The following is a 20443-nucleotide window of genomic DNA, read 5'->3' as shown; positions in this document are numbered from 1 at the left end:
TCACAATATATAATATTTTATTAATAAAATTAATTTTTGAAAAAACCTTTATATTTATCAGAAACAATAGAATATGGATCTTGATGTATAATTATATCTGAATAAGGAAATTTTTTATTTAAAGCATTTTCTATTTTTTTTGCAATTGAATGTGATTCTAATAAAGGTAAATTATCTTCTAATACTAAATGAAGTTGTATAAAACGGGTAGGACCAGATTGTCTTGTTTTTAACTGATGAGCTCCTTTTACTTTAGGCCAAGAAGTAATTAAATCTATTATAATTTTTTTTTCATGTTCTGGTAAAGATCTATCTAATAAAGATTGTATTGCTTTATATCCTACTTTAAAAGCATTGTAAAAAATAAATATACTAATAATTAAGGCTATAAAAGAATCTGCTTGTTTTATATTAAAAAAATTTAATATCAAAGCTAATAAAATTGCACTATTAATTAAAATATCAGATTCATAATGTATCATATCAGCATGAGTCGCTTGGCTATTTGTTTTAGCTATTACTTTTTTTTGGAAAATTACTAATATTAAAGTTAAGAAAAATGAAATTATTATAACTAATATTCCTATTATTGGGTAATGTAATTTTGTAGGATGAGATATATATTTTAAACTATTTATAAATAAATAAATTGCTGTAATGCAAATAAATATGCTTTGTGTTAAAGCAGATAATGATTCAGCTTTACCATGTCCAAAAGTATGTTCTAAATCAGCAGGTTGTAAAGAATAATATATAATTAATAAATTCATTGATGATGATGTAATATCTACTAAAGAATCTACACAAGCAGCTAACATACTTATAGATTTAGTTTGCCACCAAGCTAATAATTTTAACATTAATAATGTTAAAGATAATAAAATTGCTAAATTTGTAGCTTTTGTTATTAATTTATTATATTCATTTTTTTTTTCTTTAAAAGAAATTTGTTTAAATATATTATTCATATTTTTATTTAATCCATATTAATAATTTTAATAATTTAATATAAAATATTTTATTATTCTAAAATAATAAATTATTTTAACACTAATTCTTATTCTATTAAAAATATGTTAAATTTTTATTTATATTTTTTAATTTAAAATTATATATAATAATTATATTAAAATTATAAATTTAAATAAATTTAAAAAAATGAAAGAATTTAATGAAAAAACATTTCAAGGAATGATTTTTATCTTACAAAATTATTGGTCAAAACAAGGTTGTAGTATTATACAACCAATTGATACTGAAGTTGGTGCAGCAACTTCACATCCAATGACGTGTTTGTATGCTATAGGAAATCAACCAACTAAATTGGCTTATGTACAATTATCTAGAAGACCTTCTGATGGAAGGTATGGAAATAATCCTAACAGATTACAACAATATTATCAATTTCAAGTAATAATGAAACCTCCTCCTCATAATATTCAGGCTTTATATTTAAAATCTTTAGAAAAATTAAAATTAGATTTAAAAAATAATGATCTTCGTTTTATGGATGATAATTGGGAAAATCCTACATTAGGTGCATATGGTATTGGTTGGGAAATATGGTTAAATGGTATGGAAATAACTCAATTTACATATTTTCAACAAATGGGTGGAATAATATGTAACCCTATTACAGGAGAAATTACTTATGGTTTAGAAAGATTAGCAATGAATATTCAAAATGTTACAAACATATTTGATTTAATATGGAATAAAGATATAAATAATTCTATTATTACTTATAAAGATTTTTTTTATAAAAATGAAAAAGAACAATCTATTTATAATTTTCAATATACAAATATTGATTTTCTTATATATTGTTTTAAAAATTATGAAAAAGAAATTAATTATTTATTAGATTTAAAAACTCCATTAATTTTTCCTGCATATGAAAAACTTTTAAAAGCATCACATTGTTTCAATTTATTAGAAGCACGTAAATTTTTATCACATACTGAAAGACAAAGATATGTTTTAAAATTATGTAATATGACAAAATTAATTGCTATAAAATATTATAATTATGTAAAATAAAAAAATTATTAATTAGGTAATATAATCTTATGTGTAATAATATATTATTATTAGAAATTAGTATAGAAGAAATACCTTCTAAATATTTATTAAAAATATCTCAAATAATTTTAAAAAATTTTAAAAATGAATTAAAAAAAAATAATTTTAAATTTAAAATAATAAAATGTTTTTTTACATCTAGGCGTATTGCATTACAAATATATTTTATAAATATAATACAATCTGATTATACTTATATTATTAAAGGACCATTTATATCCGATAAAAAAGATATTTTTTCAAATAAAATAATTCAATTTTGGATGAAAAAATATAATATTAAAAACAAAAAATATATTTTTTATAAAAAAAATTATATTTTTTATAAAAAGGTAATAAAAGGATTACATATTAAAAACTTATTAGCAAATATAATTATCAATTCTTTAAAAAATATTATTTCTATTCCCAATTTTATGTATTGGGATAATAAAATTTTTAAATTTATTAGACCAATAAGAAATATTGTATTAGTTTTAGGAAAAAAAAATATAAAAAAAAATATATTAAATTTTAAATCTAATAATATTATTCAAGGACATAGATTTATGTGTACAAAAAAAATAATTTTACAAAATGCAGAAGAATATGAAAAATTATTATTTATAGAAGGAAAAGTTATTGTTAATAATATTAAACGAAAAAACATTATTCTTAATAAAATAAATAAAATAGCAAATGATTTCAATGCAATAGTTAAAATAAATAATATTTTTTTAGAAGAATTATCATCTATGGTTGAATGGCCTGTATTATTAGTAGGAAAATTTGATAATAAATTTTTAACATTACCAACAGAAATATTAACATATGTTATGATTAAATATCAAAAATATATACCTTTATATGATAAGAAAAAAAAATTATTATCTAATTTTATTATTTTAATAAATATTAAAACAAATAATAATAAAATGATTATCAATAATAATGAACAAGTTATTAAATCAAGATTTAAAGATATTCAATTTTTTTTTAAAAATGATTTACAAATAAAATTTGAACAATATTTAGAGAAATTAAAAAATATTATTTTTCAAAAAGATTTAGGAAATTTATTTGAAAAAACTATACGTATAGAAAAAATATCTCAATATATAGCAAAAATTATTGAAAAAATTAATATTATAGATTGTACTAGAGCTAGTAAATTATCTAAATGTGATTTAGCAACACAAATGGTTTATGAATTTCCTGATTTGCAGGGTATTATTGGAATGTACTATGCAAAATATAATCAAGAAAATAAAAATGTATCACAAGCTATTAAAGAACAATATCAATATAAAAAAAATGATTTAATACCTAAAAATATAATTTCTTGCATTTTATTTATTGCAGATAAAATAGATACTATTGTGGGAATTTCTATTATATCCTTATTACCCACTGGTGATAAAGATCCATTTGCTTTAAAAAATATTACATTAATTATTATTCGTATTATTATAGAAAGAAAAATAGAAATACATTTGACTCAATTAATTAATTTTAGCATTTATTTATATAAAAGGGATATAATTCATAAAGAAAAAATTTTGAAACAAATACTTTTTTTTATAAAAAAAAGATGTTATAACTGGTATATATCTTTAGGATATAAAAAAAATATTATCTCTTCTATTTTAGATAATGAAATTAATAATTTATTAGTTTTAGATTATAAAATAAAAGCTTTAAATTTATTTTTTAAAAATGACGAAAAACAAAGTAATTTTCTGATTTTTACTTATAAAAGAATAAATAAAATTTTATTAAAAAACAAAAAATATGTAGATGAAAATAAAAATATTAATATATCTTTATTAAAAGATAAAGAAGAAATTATTTTATTTAGATATATTGTTAAATTATCTAAAATACTTAAATTAAAAATCAAAAATAACGATTATTATAATATATTATTAATATTGTCTGAATTATATTATCCTGTTAATAATTTTTTTCAAAAAGTAATGATTAATCATCAAGAGAAAAAAATTAAACAAAACAGAATTTTAATTTTATATTATATAAAAAAATATTTAATTATAGTTACTAATTTTGTTAATTTATATTAATTTTAATTTTTTTAATGTATTTTCTATAATTTTTTGATTATATTCTGTAAGTGGGGTCATAGGAAGTCTCATTGTATCATTTTTAATTAATCCTAATCTTTTTGCTGCCCATTTTATGGGTATTGGATTAGTTTCAATAAATAATTGGTTATGCAACATAATTAATTCTATATTAATTTTTTTTGCTTTATTTATTTTTTTTTCTTTTATATAATGACAAAATTTACTCATTTTTAATGCAGCAATATTAGCTGTAACAGATATAACACCATCACCACCTAATAACATAAATTCAAAAGAAGTTTTATCATCTCCACTGATTAAAAAAAATTTTTTTTTAATTAAATTTTTAATTTTATTTATACGAGATAAATCTCCAGTAGCTTCTTTAATACCTATTATATTATCAATTTTTGATAATCTATAAATTGTTTTTGGTAATAAATCACAACCTGTTCTTGAAGGAACATTATATAATATTTGTGGTAATTTAGTATTATTGGCGATTTCTTTAAAATGTTGATATAAACCCTCTTGTGTAGGACGATTATAATAAGGAGTAATATTTAAACAACCTATAATTCCTGAATTTTCAAGAATAGATATTATTGCTATACTTTTAGATGTAGAATTAAATCCTGTTCCAGCTATAATAGGTATTTTATTTTCTGAAAAATCTAATGCATACATTATAATATCTATATGTTCATTATATGTGAATGTAGCAGATTCTCCTGTTGTCCCCATAATAACAATTGCTTTTGTACCATTATTAATATGGTACTTTATAAGTTTTCGTAAACTTTTTTTACAAATATTACCTTTAAGATTCATTGGAGTTATAAGTGCTACAATACTTCCAGTAAACATTAAATTAGAATCCATATTAATTAATATTAATTATTAAATTATCATAACAAATTAAAATTGAATAAACAAACTATTATATAGTTATATATAATTTATATTAAAATTTTAATAAAATGAAAAAATTATTATTTTTTTTTATTAAATTTTTTTAAAAAATTATCTATTTTTTTTTTTACATCCGAAATAGATAATGTATTATTAATTTTTTTATAAATAATTTTATTTTTTAAAAAATCCTTATTATAATATTTAACTAATGGTTTAGTTTGTTTTAAATATTCTTTTAAACGATTATTTATTGTAATCAGATTATCATCTGTTCGAGTAATTAATTTTTCTCCTGTTATATCATCTTTATTTTTTATTTTAGGAGGATTAAAAATAACATGATATGTTCTTCCTGAAGGTAAATGAATTTTTCTTCCCATAATTCTTTTAATAATTTGATTTATTGGTATATAAAATTCTAAAATTATATTTATTTGTATATTTTCTTTTTTTAAAATATTAGCTTGTAAAATATTTCTAGGATATCCATCTAATAAAAAGCCTCTTTTACAATCTATATTGTATAATCTTTTTTTAATAATTTTAATTATTATTTCATCAGAAACCATTATTCCTTTTTGAATAAATTTTTTTATTTTATTTGTTAAAAAAGAATCTTGATTGTTTAATATATAATTCCTTAACATATTTCCTATAGAAATATTTGGTAAATTATATTTTTCAGAAATAAATCTAGCATAAGTTCCTTTTCCTACACCCGGGGGACCTAACAATATTATACGCATTTTATAATATGCTCATTTTAAAAGAATTGAAAATATTTTTTTTCAAAAATATTAATTTCTTTTGAATATTTTTTTGTTAAATCTATCTGATCTAAATTACTTATAATAAAATTAATTATATCTTTACTAATTTTAAAATTAAAAAATTGATTATTAATTGTAATTTTTTTATATAATAAATTTATATAACAAAAAATACCAGGAGATTTTTTTACTATAAAAAATAGTTTATCGATTATTTTTTTTTCTAAAATTATTAATAATAATTTATTATTAATAGCATTATTATAAAATATATCTGCATAACTAGATGCAATGATAGTATGAAAACCAAAATCTAATAATGCCCATGGGGCATGTTCTCTTGATGAACCACAACCAAAATTTTCTCGAGTTAATAAAATTTTTGAATTTTTAAATTCTTTTTTATTTAAAATAAAATTAGGATTAGGTATTTTACTTTTATTATCTAAATATCTCCAATCATTAAATAAATGTTTTCCAAATCCTTTTTTATTATTTTTTTGTAAAAATTGTTTTGGTATAATAACATCTGTGTCAATATTTGATATATCTAAAGGAACTATAATACCATTATATTGTAATTTTTTTTGCATAAAAATTCTCTTTATTTATTTATATTAATAAAATAACCATGTATAGCTGTTATTGCTGCAATAATAGGACTTACTAGGTGTGTTCTACTATTACGACCTTGACGACCTTCAAAATTTCTATTACTAGTAGAAGCACATCTTTCTCCGGGTTGTAATTTATCATCATTCATTGCTAAACACATAGAACATCCTGAATATCTCCATTCAAAACCAGCATTTTTAAAAATTTTATCTAAACCTTCTGCTTCAGCTTGTTTTTTGACCATATTAGAACCTGGTACAACTATTGCTGTAATATGAGGAGCAATTTTTTTCCCTGAAATAATTTTTGCTGCAGATCTTAAATCTTCGATTCTAGAATTTGTACAAGAACCAATAAAAACCTTATTAATTTTTAAATTAATTAATTTTATACCTTCATGTAAATTCATATATTTTAATGCTTTTATAGCTAATTTTTTTTTATTTTTATTATTATAAGAATTTATTAATGGAATAGGTTCATTTATACCTATTACTTGTTCAGGATTAGTTCCCCAAGAAATTTGTGGTGTTAACTGAGTAATATTTATATTTATAATTTTATCAAATTTTGCATCATGATCACTATATAATGTTTTCCAATATTCTAAAGCTTTTTTCCATAATATTCCTTTAGGAGTAAATTTTTTATTTTTTAAATATGATAAAGTAATATTATCTGGTGCAATTAATCCTGCTTTAGCTCCCATTTCAATTGACATATTACAAATTGTCATTCTAGCTTCCATGCTTAATTCTTTTATAACATGACCATTAAATTCAATAATATATCCGTTACCCCCACTAATACCAATTTTTCTAATTATTGATAAAATAATATCTTTTGCTGTAATATTTTTAGGTGTTTTACCAACTATATTTATTAACATATTTTTAGCACGATTTTGTTTTAGTGTTTGAGTAGCTAAAACATGTTCTACTTCTGAAGTACCTATTCCAAAAGCTAATGCACCAAATGCTCCATGAGTAGAAGTATGAGAGTCTCCACATACAATAACCATTCCAGGTAATGTAATACCCTGTTCTGGTCCTATAACATGTATAATACCTTGTAAAGGATGATAAATATCATATAATTTAATATTAAAATTTTTACAATTTTTTATAAGTGTTTCCATTTGTTGTTTTGCTATATTTCCAGATGCTCCTATATTTTTTACTTTAGTAGATACATTATGATCCATAGTTGCAAAAGTTTTATTTGATCTATAAACTTTTCTATTTTTATTTCTTAATCCTTCAAATGCTTGAGGTGAAGTAACTTCATGAATAAAATGTCTATCAATATATAATAAATTAATATTATTTCTTATATTAAGAATAATATGTCTATCATATATTTTTTCATATAATGTTTTGCCCATATACTATACCTTTTTATTATATAATAGATTCCATAATTAATGTTCCCATATCATCAGTTGTAATTATTTTTTCATTTTTACTATTAGTAAATAAATCTTTAGTTCTATAACCTAAATTTAATATTTTTTGGATAGCATTTTTTATTTTTTGAGATATATTTCTTTCTTTTAAAGAATATTCAATTAACATTGCTAGTGATAATATTTGTGCTATAGGATTAGCTATATTTTTACCTGCAATATTAGGAGCAGAACCCCCTGAAGGTTCATATAAACCAAAATAATTTTGATTAAAACTTGCTGACGGTAAATTACCTACTGATCCAGAAATCATAGCACATTGATCGGATATTATATCTCCAAATAAATTGGAGCATAATATAACATCAAATTGTGAAGGATTTTTCATTAATTGCATAACAGCATTATCAATATACATATGTTCTAATTTGACCGATATATATTGTTTAGATATATCTGTTAAAACTTCACGCCATAATATAGATGTATTTAAGACATTTGCTTTATCAATAGAACAAATTTTTTTTTTTCTTTTTAAAGCAATATTAAAAGCAATATGTGCTATTCTTTCTATTTCAAATCTTGAATAGATTTCAGTATCAAATGCATATTCATCTATACCTTTTCCTTTTCTTCCATTAGGTAAACCAAAATATATACCTCCTGTTAGTTCTCTAATACAAATAATATCAAAACCTTTATTTAAAATTTTTTCTTTTAAAGGACTTAAAATACTTAAATCTTTATAGAAAAAAGAAGGACGTATATTTGCAAATAAGTTAAAATGTTTTCTTAATTTTAATAATGATCCTTTCTCGGGTCTTTTATTTAAAGGTAAATAATCCCATTCAGATCCTCCAACAGAACCAAATAATATAGCATCAGATTTTTCACAACCGTATAATGTTTTTTTAGGTAATGGATTACCATATAAATTTATAGCTGCTCCACCAACGGTATATGTATCAATAACTATTTTTTTAGTTATATATTTTTCAATTTTTTCTAATATTTTAATTGCTTGTTTCATTACTTCAGGACCAATACCATCTCCAGGTAAGATAGCTATCTTAAATATATCTGCCATAATTATTCCTTAAATTTTTAAAATTTATCGTTTTTTAATATATTTTTTTGTACTTGATCTGATCTCCAAATATTATTAAGACAATTAATAATTGAGATAACTGAAGCCTTCATAATATCTTTAGATATACCAATTCCATGAAAAAATTTTTTTTTATACTCTATTTTAATATCAACTTGTCCAATTGATTTTTCCGTATGACTTTTAGCTGTTAAAATATATTGAATAAGTTTTATATTATATTTTGTTATTCTAATTATTGTTTTATATATTGCATCAACTGGTCCTAATCCTGTTGCTGCTTCTAGTTTTATTAATTTTCCACATTTTAATTTTATAGTTGCAATCGATATATTTGAATTTGATTGTACATTAAAATATATTAATGAATAATAATTTGTATTATTTTCTATTTCATTATTAAATGCTAATGCTTCTAGATCATAATTAAAAATTTGTCCTTTTTTATCAGCTAATTTTATAAATTTATTATATAATTTATTAATATCATATGTATTTTTTTTATATCCCATTAATTTCATATGATATTTAACTGCAGCTCTTCCTGATTTAGAAGTAAGATTAATTTCTGTTTTATTTAAACCTATATTTTGGGGATTTAATATTTCATAAGTTTTTTTATTTTTTATCATGCCATCCTGATGAATCCCGGACGAATGAGAAAAAGCATTACTTCCTACAATAGCTTTATGTATAGCTAATGGAATATTACAAATTTTACTAACTATTTTACTTGTATAATATATTTTTTGATAATTTATGTTAGTGTAAAAATTCGTATTTTTTTTTCTAGTATATAGAGCCATAATTACTTCTTCTAAAGCACAATTACCAGCTCTTTCTCCTATACCATTGATAGTTCCTTCTATTTGTCTGGCTCCTGCATTTATTGCAGTAATGGCATTTCCTACTGCCATTCCTAAATCATTATGTGTATGAACTGAAAGAATACATTTATCTATATTGTCTACTTTTTTTTTTAAATAAGAAATTATATTGTAATATTCTTGGGGAAATATATAACCTACTGTATCTGGAATATTAATAGTTGTTGCTCCTGCATCAATAGCTGTTTTTACAACTAAACATAAATCATTTATAGGTGTTCTACTTCCGTCTTCACAAGAAAATTCAATATCATCAGTGTATTTACGAGCATATTTTATCATAAATGATATTTTTTCTATTACTTTATTTAAAGTAGTTTTTAATTTTGTAATAATATGTATAGGAGAAGTTGCTAAAAAAATATGTATTCTAAAATTATCAGATTTTTTTAATGATTTATATACCATATCTATATCTTTTTCTTTACATCTAGCTAAACCACATAATTTACTATTTTTTATAATATGTGATATTTTTTTGGAAGTTTGATAATCTGTAGGGGAGGAAATAGGAAAACCAACTTCGATAATATCAATACCCATTTCTTCTAATGCTATTGCTATTTCTATTTTTTCTTTAATACTTAAATTAGATTTAAGCGATTGTTCTCCATCACGTAATGTAGTATCAAAAAGAATAATTTTTTTTTTCATGTAAATATCATCTCTTAAGATAAAATTTATTTAAAATATTTATTTTAATTTTTTATATTAAAATTAATTTAATAATTAATTAAATAATTAGAAATATCATATTTTTTATATATATTATATATAATTATCATAATTTATATTTATTAAATATTTAAATAAAAAATTAATTTTTATAAATTTTTATTTAATTTTATATTAAAAATATTTATTATATTAAATTATAATTATTAATATTAAAATTTTAAATTATTAGAATATTTAATATTCAAAATTATTAAGGTTATTATGTATTCAATAGATAAATTTTATATGATGTATGCAATTAAATTAGCAAAGTTAGGTATTTTTACTACAACTCCTAACCCAAATGTAGGATGTATTATTGTTAATAATAAAAAAATTGTTGGAAAAGGTTTCCATTTTAAAGCAGGAGAATCTCATGCAGAAATTAATGCATTAAACATGGCAGGTAAATATACAAAAGGATCAACAGTTTATCTAACATTAGAACCTTGTAATTATACAAATTTAACACCTTCTTGTTGTAATGCATTAGTTAATGCTAAAATAAAAAGATTAGTAGTTGCTTCAAAAGATCCTAATCCAAAAATAAATGGTAAAGGATTAGAATTCTTATATAATAAAGGAATTCAAATAACCAATAATATTTTATCAAAAAAAGCACAATCCATAAATTACGGATTTTTTAAAAGAATGCGTACTGGTATTCCTTGGATACAACTTAAATTAGCAACTTCTTTAGATGGTAAAATTGCATTATTAAATGGAAATAGTAAATGGTTATCATCAAAAATTTCTAGGAAAGATGTTCAAAAATTAAGAGCAAAAAGTACAGCTATTTTAAGTACAAGTAAAACTATTTTAAAAGATAATTCTACATTATTAGTTAAATGGAAAAAATTAAATTATAATATAAAAAAAATATATCCTAAAAAATCATTAAGACAACCAATTAGAATTATTCTAGATAGATTAAATAAAATAAAACCTACTGATAAAATAATTTTATATCCTGGGAAAATATTTTTAATAAAATTAAAATATACTTTTGAAAATTGGCCTAACTATGTAGAACAAATTATTATTCCTGAAATTAATGGTTATTTTGATTTAAAATATCTATTTAAAATATTAGGTAATAAAGAAATTAATTCTATCCTTATAGAAGCTGGAAGTATATTATCTGGATATTTAATTACTTATAATTTAATAGATGAATTAATAATATATTTAACACCTAAATTATTAGGAAATCATTCATTAAATTTATGTAAAATAAAAAAATTTATGAATATTATTAATATTCCTAAGTTTTGTTTCACAAATATAAAAAAAATAGGTCCAGACTTAAAATTAACATTAAAACCTATTAAATAATTTTATAAAAAAGGATATATAAAATATTATGAAAATTATTGATGAAAACATTATAGCTCCTAATGCCTTTATTGCTATTGTTATATCAAGATTTAATACATTTATAAATAAAAATTTATTATATGCTACTATTGATACTCTACAGAGAATTGGTATGGTACAAGATAAAAATATAACTATATGTTGGGTTCCAGGAAGTTATGAAATAGCATCAGTTATTAATTTATTAATACAAAAAAATATTTATGATGGTATAATAGCTATTGGGACAATTATTAAAGGAGAAACATATCATTTTAAATATTTATCTCAAGAAGTTTGTTCTCAAATATCTAATTTATCAGTACAAAATAATATTCCAATTTCTTTTAGTATTTTAACAACAAATAATATTGAACAAGCAATTGAAAGATCAGGTATTAAAATAGGAAATAGAGGTACTGAAGCTGCTTTAACTTTATTAGAAATGATTAATATATTTAAATCAATACAATTATTACATACAAAAGATGAAAAGGAAGATAAGTGAAATTTACTGGTCATAGGTATCAGTCTAGAAAATATGCTTTACAAGCAATTTATTCTTGGCAATTATCTAAAAATAATTTGAATGATATTCAATATTATTTTTTAAATGAATCAATAAAGAATATCAAAAATATTGATATTGACTATTTTAATGATTTAATAAATGGTGTAATAGTTAATAGTATTTATTTAGATAGTTTAATAAAACCATTTTTATTTCGTAATTTATTTGAATTAGGACAAATTGAAAAAGCAATTTTACGTATTTCTTCATATGAATTAACAAATCGTTTAGATGTTCCCTATAAAGTTGTAATAAATGAAAGTATTTATCTTGCAAAAAAATTTGGAGGAGTTGAAAATAGTTATAAATTTATTAATGGAGTATTAGATAAAATAGCAAATAAATTAAGAATTTAAATTATTTAAAATATTATTTTTAAATAATTATTAATGTACAATAAATTTCAAATTGTAAATTTTTTTATTTATTATAATTCTTTTTCAATTCTTAAAGAAATTTTTTGACCTAAAATAATTTGTATTAATTTTAAATTAAATTTAATAGCATATTTTACACTTTGTGCTGTTAATAATTTATATTTATCATCCCAATAAACTGGGTATTTTACCCATTGTTGATATGATATTAAATATTTTAATCCTAAATATCCAGTCATTTTTGCATTAGGAAATAAATTATTAGAACTAATTACCATTGCAGGTGCAGCACATATTGCTCCAATTATTCGATTAGTATTTTTAAATTTTGTTAAATATTTTAATAAAAAATAATTTTTTTGAAAATATTCTGATGCTTGTAAACCACCTGGAATAATAATTGCTACTATATCATTTGTTAAGTGAACATTTTTTATATCTTTTAACAAAATATCACTTATAATTTTTGTCCCGTGAGCACATATTATTTCTTTTTTATTATTTACACTAATAAGTTTAACATTTATATTACTTCTATTTAAAATATCAATAGATGAAATGGTTTCTATATCTTCTACTCCATCTGTAACACAAATAAAAACAGAATAACATTTTTTCATTTTTAAATTACTCTTTTATAATAATTTAGTTAATATTTAAATATTATTAATTATATACAGGAAATAATTTACATAATTTTATAATATCATTTTTTATATTTTTAATATATTTGTTTTTGTGATTTAAAATATTTATAATATATTGACATAATAAATATATTTCTTTTTCTTTTAAACCCCTTTTTGTAATAGCCGGAGTTCCTATTCTTATTCCAGAAGTAATAGAAGGGGGGTTTATATCATCAGGAATACTATTTTTATTAACAATAATATTATGTTGTTCTAACAATAATTCAGCTTCTGCACCTGTTATATTTTTATTTGTTAAATCTATAATAAATAGATGACTATCAGTATCATTTGATACTATCTTATAGTTATTTTTTTTAAATATTTTTACCATTAATTTAGCATTTTTTAAAATTTGTTTTTGATATGTAATAAATTTAGGATTAAATGCTTCTTTAAATGCTACTGCTTTAGCCGCAATAACATGCATTAAAGGACCTCCTTGACTTCCAGGAAAAATAGCTTTATTAAATTTTTCAAATAAATGTTTATTTTTTTTTAATGATAATATTATCCCTCCTCTGGGACCAGCTAATGTTTTATGAGTTGTACTAGTAACTACGTGTGCATATGGTAATGGATTTGGATATAATCCAGCAATTATTAATCCTGCAATATGTGAAATATCTACTAAAAAATATGCATTTACTGTATCAGCAATATCTCTCATTTTAACCCAATTACATATTCTAGAATAAGAAGAAAAACCTCCAATAATTATTTTTGGTTTATATTTTTTAGCTAATTTTAATAGATTATTATAATCAATTATTCCTTTTTGATTAGTTTTATATGATATATTTTTATAAAATTTTCCTGAAAAATTTACTTGAGATCCATGTGTTAAATGACCTCCATGTGAATTTTCTAATCCCATAATAATATCTCCAGGTTTTAATAAAGCCATATAAACTGCGAAATTAGCTTGTGATCCTGAATGTGGCTGGACATTTGCATAATCTGCTTTAAATAATTTTTTAGCTCTTTTTATAGCAAGATTTTCGATTTGATCAATATATTTACATCCACCATAGTATCTATATTTAGGATATCCTTCTGCATATTTATTAGTTAACTGAGATCCTTGAATTAACATAACATTATTTGATGTATAATTTTCAGAAGCTATTAAGTTAATATTTTCTTCTTGTCTTTTTGATTCTTTATTTAAAATATTTAATAATTCTATATCATTTTTTAAAATTTTTTTATCTTTTTTCAAATTAATTAACCTTTTTAATAAAATTATTTTCTTTTTAAAGAAAAAAATTTTTTTATAATATTTGTACATTCTTTTTTTAGGATTCCAGAATTTATTCTTATTTTATGATTTATTTTATAAATTCCTAAGAGATCTATAAAAGATCCAATACTATTGGATTTTTTATTATAAGTACTAAAAACTAAACGGGAAATTCTACTAATAATTATGGCTCCAGAACACATTAAACATGGTTCTAATGTTACATACATGGTTGTATTTAATAATCTATAATTTTTTAAATATTTTCCGGCTTTTCTTAAAGCTATTATTTCTGCATGTGCTGTAGGATCATTTTTTTTAATTGAATTATTATTACCGAAAGAAATAATTTGATTATTTTTTACAATAATTGCTCCTACTGGTATTTCTCCAGAATTTTTTGCTAATTTAGCAAAATATAAAGCATATTTCATCCAATAAACATCATTTTTCATTAAAATATATATTTTTTATTTAATTAATTAAATATAATTTATTTTATTATATAAAAAATATATGAAGAGTATATATTTTATTTTAAAAATTAATTGTTATTAGTATAATATATTTATATTTTGTTAAAATATTAATAAATAATTTAAATTATTAAATTTATATTCTTTTATAAAAAAGAGATTTTATAGTGATAAAAAAAATTACAGCAATTCATGGTATGCATGATTATTTATTTCCAAATACTTTATTATGGGAAAATATTGAAAATATTATTAAAAATATTTTAAATAATTATGGATATCAAGAAATTAAATTACCTATTTTAGAAAAAAGTGAATTATTTAAAAAAAATATTGGAGAATATACAGATATTAGAGAAAAAGAAATGTATACTTTATTAGATAAAAATAATAATTCTTTAACTTTACGTCCTGAAGGAACTACTGGTTTTATTAGGGCTATTATAGAACATAATATTTTTTATAATAATAAACGTTTTTGGTATAATGGACCTATGTTTCGATATGAAAGACCACAAAAAGGACGATATAGACAATTTCATCAAATTGGAATTGAAATACTTGGATTAAAATCTCCTTATATTGATGCTGAAATTATTATTATTATAAATAATATATGGAAAAAATTAAACATTACGAATAATGTTTTTTTAGAAATTAATTCCCTTGGTTCTATAATAGATAGAAAAGAATATGTAAAAAAATTAATATTTTATTTAGAAAAAAATTCTCGTTTTTTAGATATAAAAGATAGAAAAAAAATCTATAATAATCCTTTAAGGATTTTAGATAGTAATCATAAAAATATTAAAGAATTAATAAATAATGCACCTAAATTACAAGATTTTATTAGTATAAATAGTATAAATAAATTTAAAGAATTATGTCAGATTTTAAATTTTATGAATATAAAATTTACTATAAATAATTGTTTAGTTAGAGGATTAGATTACTATAATGACATAGTATTTGAATGGAAAACCAATGATATAGGAAAAGGGGGTTCTAAAACTATATGTGGTGGTGGAAGATATGATAAATTAATTGATAATATGAGTAATAGAAAAATCAATAAAGGTATCGGTTGTGCTATAGGAATAGAACGTTTAATTTTATTAATACAAACTATTCAATCTATAAAAATAGATATTAAATTTTTAATTGATATTTTTTTAATACCAATAGAAAATAATCATATTTTACAGAAAACTTTATTAATTGGGGAATTAATTAGAAATAATTTTCCAAAATTAAAAATAATTACTAGTTATCTTTTCCAAAATTTAAAAAAACAAATTATTCAGGCAAATAAATATAAATCACATTTCATAATTATAATAGGTCAAAAAGAAATAGATAATAATTCAATTATTATTAAAAATTTGTATTTAAAAAAACAAATAATTATACCAGAAAATAAATTAATATCTTATTTAGAAAAAATATTTTAATAAATATTTTTTATTTAAAAAATTTATTTTATTAAATTTCAAAATTATGAAAATTTTTAAAGAGTAAAATATGAAAATAAAATTATCAAAATTTACAATATTAATATTTATTTTTTGTTCTATTTTTTTAACTTCTTGTACATGTAAAAAAAAAGATATTTTATATAAAAATTATAATTCTTTTTATCAATTTAATAAAATTAAATTTAAATTAATTTGGCAAAATAAAATAGGTAAAGATAATATTTCTTTTAAAAAATTACATCCTTTTTATTATAAAGGACTTTTATATTTAGCAAATAAAAACGGATTTATTTATTGTATAAATATAAAAACAGGAAAAATTATTTGGTATATTAATTTAATAAATAAATTTTGTTTTTTTCCATTTTGTAAATATCTAGATCTTGTTACTGGTCCTATAATTTCTAATAATTATTTGTTTGTAGGTAATAAACAAGGAAAAATTTTTGCGATAAATATAAAGAAAAAATCTATAATTTGGATACAAAATGTATTTACTGAAATATTATCTGATTTTGTTATTAGAAAAAATGTACTATTAGTACATAGTATGGGAGATATTTTACAAGGTTTAGATAAAAATAATGGTAAAATTTTATGGACTGTAAGTTTAGGTCCTTCAAATATATTTTCTATAAGAGGTTTATCTACTCCTGTTATTTTTTTTGATAATGTTATTACTGGTAGTGACAATGGTTTAATTAGTTTACGTATAATTAAAAATGGGTTATTAGTATGGGAACAAAATTCATTTAAATTTAATAATAAAAAAAATTTGATTAATATCAATGATATTGATATACAACCAGTTATTTATAATGGCATAGTTTATATTTCATCTTATAATGGTAGTTTAATGGCTTTAAATTTAAGTACAGGTGATATTATTTGGGAAAAAATATATTTTACTAAAAAAAATTTTATTATATACAATAATATTCTATATTTAATAGATCTTCAAAATAGAATTATTTCATTAAATGCAAAAAATGGTGATTTAATATGGATACAAGATAAATTTAAAAATAATAAAATTAATAATTTATTTATTTATAATAAAAAAATTTTTTTTACTAATAATAAAGGTTTTCTTTATTGGTTAGATAATAAAAAAGGAATTTTTCTTGGAAATAAAAAAATTGATAAACATAAAATAAATTATATTTTGTTAATAAAAAATAAATTAATTATACAAACTATATATAACAAAATATATTTATTCGAAATTTTAATAACATCATAAATCAAAGAGATAAAAATGACATATCAATATCCTAATATTACTATATTAGGTGATAATAATGTAGGTAAATCTTCTTTATATAATATTTTAATTAAAAAATATGATTCCTTAGTTAATAAAATACCACATTTTACAATAGATAGAAAATATGGTAATGCTAAAATTAAAAATTATAAATTTATTTGTGTAGATACAGTAAGTTATAATAAATTTAATGAAAAAAAATCTTTAATAAAAGAACAAATTTTATTCTTAATTAAAGAATCTAATTTGATTTTATTAATAATAAAAGGGGATAAACTTAACAATATAGATTATGAAGTTATTTATAATATTCGTAAGTATGAAAAAAAAATAATTATTATATTAAATACAAAGAAAAAAAATTTTATAGATACTGAATTTTATTCTTTAGGTATAGATTTTTATCAAATAAATATTATAAATAAAAACGATATTTTAAAATTAAAAAAAATATTACTTTCTTATATAAGGAATATATATATAAGTAAACAAAATATGAATAAAGTTTTTATAAAAAATAAACATAAAAATAAAAATAAAAATAAAAATAAAAATATTAAATTAGCTCTTATAGGTATGCCAAATGTAGGTAAATCTACTTTAGTAAATAAATTTATTAATGAAAAAAGAATAATTGTTAATAATATTCCTTGTACAACAAGAGAAAGTATTTCTATATCATTAAATAATTTAAATAAAAATATTACTTTAATCGATACAGCTGGTATAAAGAAAAAAAATAAAATTAATAATAAAATAGAAAAAATTTCAATTCTAGAATCTTATAAAATTATAAAAAAATCTAATATTATTTTATATATAATAAATGGAGAAAAAAAAATTTTTTGTAATCAAGATATAACAATTATAAAACATATTATTTCTCAAAAAAAACCAATAATTTTAGTAATAAATAAAATAGATCTTATTAAATCAAAAGATATTAATTTAATAAAAAAACTTATAAAAATAAAATTTAAATTTTTTCCTATAATTTCTCTTTCAGCTAAATTTGATATAAATTTGAAAAATATTTTTACATTAATTTATAAAATATATAACATATCTATTAAAATATATAATACTTCTAAACTTATGAAAATTTTAAATTTAGCAACTAAATTAGTTTTACCCCCTATACATAATGGTAAACGTATAAAGTTAAAATATATACATCAGATAAAAAATAATCCTTTAATATTTAAAATACATGGTAATCAATTAACAAAATTAAATAATAATTACAAACGTTATTTATTAAATTTTTTTTATAAAAAGTTACAGTGTATTGGTAATATTATATATTTAAAATTTCAAGAAAACAAAAATCCATATAAATAAATAATATATTTAAAATATATTTGTTATTTTAATATATGTAATTTACACATATAATTATTCCATTTATTTATCATAAATATGAAAAAAAATATCCCATATTTTAGATTTGAAATAGCTCCTATGTTTAAAAAAATTAATAAACATTGTAGATATTTTTACCGTAAATTAACTAAAAAAGCACTTTTATATACTGAAATGATTCATTCTAATTTAATTAAAAATAATCAAGTAATTTTATTAGAAAATAAAAATGTTAATAATATTGTATTACAAATAGCTGGTAATGATCCAAAATTATTATCTTTTTGTGCTAAAAAAGCAGAAAAAATAGGATATAAAGAAATTAATTTAAATTTAGGATGTCCATCTTTAAGATCTCAAAAAGGTAATTTTGGTGCATGTCTAATGAAATATCCTATTATTGTATCAGATTGTATTAAATCTATGAGTGATAGTGTATCTATACCAATTACTGTTAAAATGCGTATTGGTATTAATAATAATGAGAATTATTTTTCTTTACATAAATTTATTGATTTACTTATAAAGAGTGGTTGTAAAAGATTTATTATTCATGCAAGAACAGCATTACTTGATAAAAAAATTAATACAAGAAAAAATTTAATAATTCCTAAATTAAATTATAAAATTATTTATAAAGTAAAGAAAGATTTCCCAAATATAAAAATATCAATTAATGGTGGTATAAAAACTTTATTAAATATAAAAGAACATTTAAAATATGTTGATGGTGTTATGATAGGTAGAGAGATTTTTAAAAATCCTATGATGTTAGTAGATATAGAAAAATATATCTATCATAACAAATCTATTATTAAAAATCCTATAATAATAGTAAAATCAATGTTTTCTTATATAGAAAAAGAATTAAAAAAAGGTATCCCATTAATAACTATTATTACTCCTTTATTAAATATTTTTTATGGTATTAATGGATCAAAAAATTTTAAAAATTTTATTTATAATAATAGAAATTATTTAAAAAATAATAAATTAGATTTTTTAAAAAAAGCTTTATCTTTTATAAAAATAAAATAATAAATTTTATTTTAAGTAAATTAAAAT

The 20443-nt window shown here is 19.3% G+C and carries 19 protein-coding genes; 9 read left to right on the top strand and 10 right to left on the bottom strand.

All coding sequences use genetic code 11. The features are described from left to right. Positions 1-29: 29 nt before the first annotated feature. A complete protein-coding gene (locus tag GJU02_RS00280) occupies positions 30-968 on the bottom strand; it encodes a cation diffusion facilitator family transporter (RefSeq protein ID WP_168919113.1) in 939 nt (312 codons plus the stop codon). A gap of 190 nt (positions 969-1158) precedes the next feature. Here GJU02_RS00280 and glyQ point away from each other — a divergent pair, with 190 nt between their 5' ends. After that, positions 1159-2040 carry a glycine--tRNA ligase subunit alpha gene (gene glyQ, locus GJU02_RS00275; protein WP_168919112.1) on the top strand — a complete coding sequence of 294 codons (882 nt, stop codon included), beginning with the start codon at positions 1159-1161 and terminating at the stop codon, positions 2038-2040. A gap of 29 nt (positions 2041-2069) precedes the next feature. Then, the gene (glyS, locus tag GJU02_RS00270) at positions 2070-4142 is read left to right on the top strand and encodes a glycine--tRNA ligase subunit beta (RefSeq protein ID WP_168919111.1); all 2073 of its coding nucleotides are present in this window, start codon (positions 2070-2072) and stop codon (positions 4140-4142) included. Here glyS and dapA read toward each other — a convergent pair. The 6 genes from dapA to leuA all read right to left on the bottom strand — a co-directional run bounded on the left by dapA (position 4134) and on the right by leuA (position 10499). Then, positions 4134-5012, bottom strand: coding sequence for a 4-hydroxy-tetrahydrodipicolinate synthase (gene dapA / locus GJU02_RS00265; RefSeq protein WP_168919452.1), 879 nt, complete (start codon positions 5010-5012; stop codon positions 4134-4136). The genes glyS and dapA overlap by 9 nt on opposite strands. 125 nt (positions 5013-5137) lie before the next feature. Next, on the bottom strand, positions 5138-5806 hold the full coding sequence (locus tag GJU02_RS00260) for an adenylate kinase family protein (protein ID WP_168919110.1): 669 nt from the start codon (positions 5804-5806) through the stop codon (positions 5138-5140). Between the two features lie 17 nt (positions 5807-5823). Beyond that, a complete protein-coding gene (leuD, locus tag GJU02_RS00255; protein WP_168919109.1) occupies positions 5824-6423 on the bottom strand; it encodes a 3-isopropylmalate dehydratase small subunit in 600 nt (199 codons plus the stop codon). A gap of 11 nt (positions 6424-6434) precedes the next feature. Then, the gene (leuC, locus tag GJU02_RS00250) at positions 6435-7829 is read right to left on the bottom strand and encodes a 3-isopropylmalate dehydratase large subunit (RefSeq protein ID WP_168919108.1); all 1395 of its coding nucleotides are present in this window, start codon (positions 7827-7829) and stop codon (positions 6435-6437) included. 16 nt (positions 7830-7845) lie between these two features. Next, a complete protein-coding gene (gene leuB, locus GJU02_RS00245) occupies positions 7846-8937 on the bottom strand; it encodes a 3-isopropylmalate dehydrogenase (protein ID WP_168919107.1) in 1092 nt (363 codons plus the stop codon). A gap of 17 nt (positions 8938-8954) precedes the next feature. After that, positions 8955-10499, bottom strand: coding sequence for a 2-isopropylmalate synthase (leuA, locus tag GJU02_RS00240; protein WP_168919106.1), 1545 nt, complete (start codon positions 10497-10499; stop codon positions 8955-8957). A gap of 285 nt (positions 10500-10784) precedes the next feature. Here leuA and ribD point away from each other — a divergent pair, with 285 nt between their 5' ends. The 3 genes from ribD to nusB are packed head-to-tail and all read left to right on the top strand — an operon-like array spanning position 10785 to position 12845. After that, positions 10785-11897, top strand: coding sequence for a bifunctional diaminohydroxyphosphoribosylaminopyrimidine deaminase/5-amino-6-(5-phosphoribosylamino)uracil reductase RibD (ribD, locus tag GJU02_RS00235; protein ID WP_168919105.1), 1113 nt, complete (start codon positions 10785-10787; stop codon positions 11895-11897). A gap of 28 nt (positions 11898-11925) precedes the next feature. Continuing rightward, on the top strand, positions 11926-12426 hold the full coding sequence (ribH, locus tag GJU02_RS00230) for a 6,7-dimethyl-8-ribityllumazine synthase (RefSeq protein ID WP_168919104.1): 501 nt from the start codon (positions 11926-11928) through the stop codon (positions 12424-12426). Then, positions 12423-12845, top strand: coding sequence for a transcription antitermination factor NusB (gene nusB, locus GJU02_RS00225; protein WP_168919103.1), 423 nt, complete (start codon positions 12423-12425; stop codon positions 12843-12845). The genes ribH and nusB overlap by 4 nt, the downstream gene beginning before the upstream one ends. A gap of 71 nt (positions 12846-12916) precedes the next feature. Here nusB and GJU02_RS00220 read toward each other — a convergent pair whose 3' ends face one another. Genes GJU02_RS00220 through tadA form a run of 3 tightly spaced genes read right to left on the bottom strand, consistent with a single transcriptional unit; the run spans position 12917 to position 15253 of the window. Further along, a complete protein-coding gene (locus GJU02_RS00220) occupies positions 12917-13486 on the bottom strand; it encodes a DJ-1/PfpI family protein (protein WP_168919102.1) in 570 nt (189 codons plus the stop codon). A gap of 46 nt (positions 13487-13532) precedes the next feature. Beyond that, positions 13533-14777 carry a serine hydroxymethyltransferase gene (locus GJU02_RS00215; RefSeq protein ID WP_246208771.1) on the bottom strand — a complete coding sequence of 415 codons (1245 nt, stop codon included), beginning with the start codon at positions 14775-14777 and terminating at the stop codon, positions 13533-13535. A gap of 23 nt (positions 14778-14800) precedes the next feature. Continuing rightward, the gene (gene tadA / locus GJU02_RS00210) at positions 14801-15253 is read right to left on the bottom strand and encodes a tRNA adenosine(34) deaminase TadA (RefSeq protein ID WP_168919100.1); all 453 of its coding nucleotides are present in this window, start codon (positions 15251-15253) and stop codon (positions 14801-14803) included. A gap of 188 nt (positions 15254-15441) precedes the next feature. Here tadA and hisS point away from each other — a divergent pair, with 188 nt between their 5' ends. The 4 genes from hisS (at position 15442) to dusA (ending at position 20416) form a co-directional block, all read left to right on the top strand. Then, positions 15442-16725, top strand: a complete 1284-nt coding sequence (gene hisS, locus GJU02_RS00205; RefSeq protein WP_168919099.1) for a histidine--tRNA ligase — start codon at positions 15442-15444, stop codon at positions 16723-16725. Between the two features lie 70 nt (positions 16726-16795). Beyond that, the gene (locus GJU02_RS00200) at positions 16796-17992 is read left to right on the top strand and encodes an outer membrane protein assembly factor BamB family protein (protein ID WP_168919098.1); all 1197 of its coding nucleotides are present in this window, start codon (positions 16796-16798) and stop codon (positions 17990-17992) included. A gap of 15 nt (positions 17993-18007) precedes the next feature. Beyond that, complete coding sequence (der, locus tag GJU02_RS00195; protein ID WP_168919097.1) at positions 18008-19357, top strand: ribosome biogenesis GTPase Der; 1350 nt, start codon at positions 18008-18010, stop codon at positions 19355-19357. A gap of 78 nt (positions 19358-19435) precedes the next feature. Next, complete coding sequence (gene dusA / locus GJU02_RS00190; RefSeq protein ID WP_168919096.1) at positions 19436-20416, top strand: tRNA dihydrouridine(20/20a) synthase DusA; 981 nt, start codon at positions 19436-19438, stop codon at positions 20414-20416. The last annotated feature ends 27 nt before the right edge of the window (positions 20417-20443 follow it).

The sequence above is a fragment of the Enterobacteriaceae endosymbiont of Donacia thalassina genome, from assembly GCF_012568245.1.
GTDB lineage: Bacteria > Pseudomonadota > Gammaproteobacteria > Enterobacterales > Enterobacteriaceae.
Note: the sequence above shows the minus strand (reverse complement) of the source record. Positions and strands in the feature narration are given on the sequence as shown.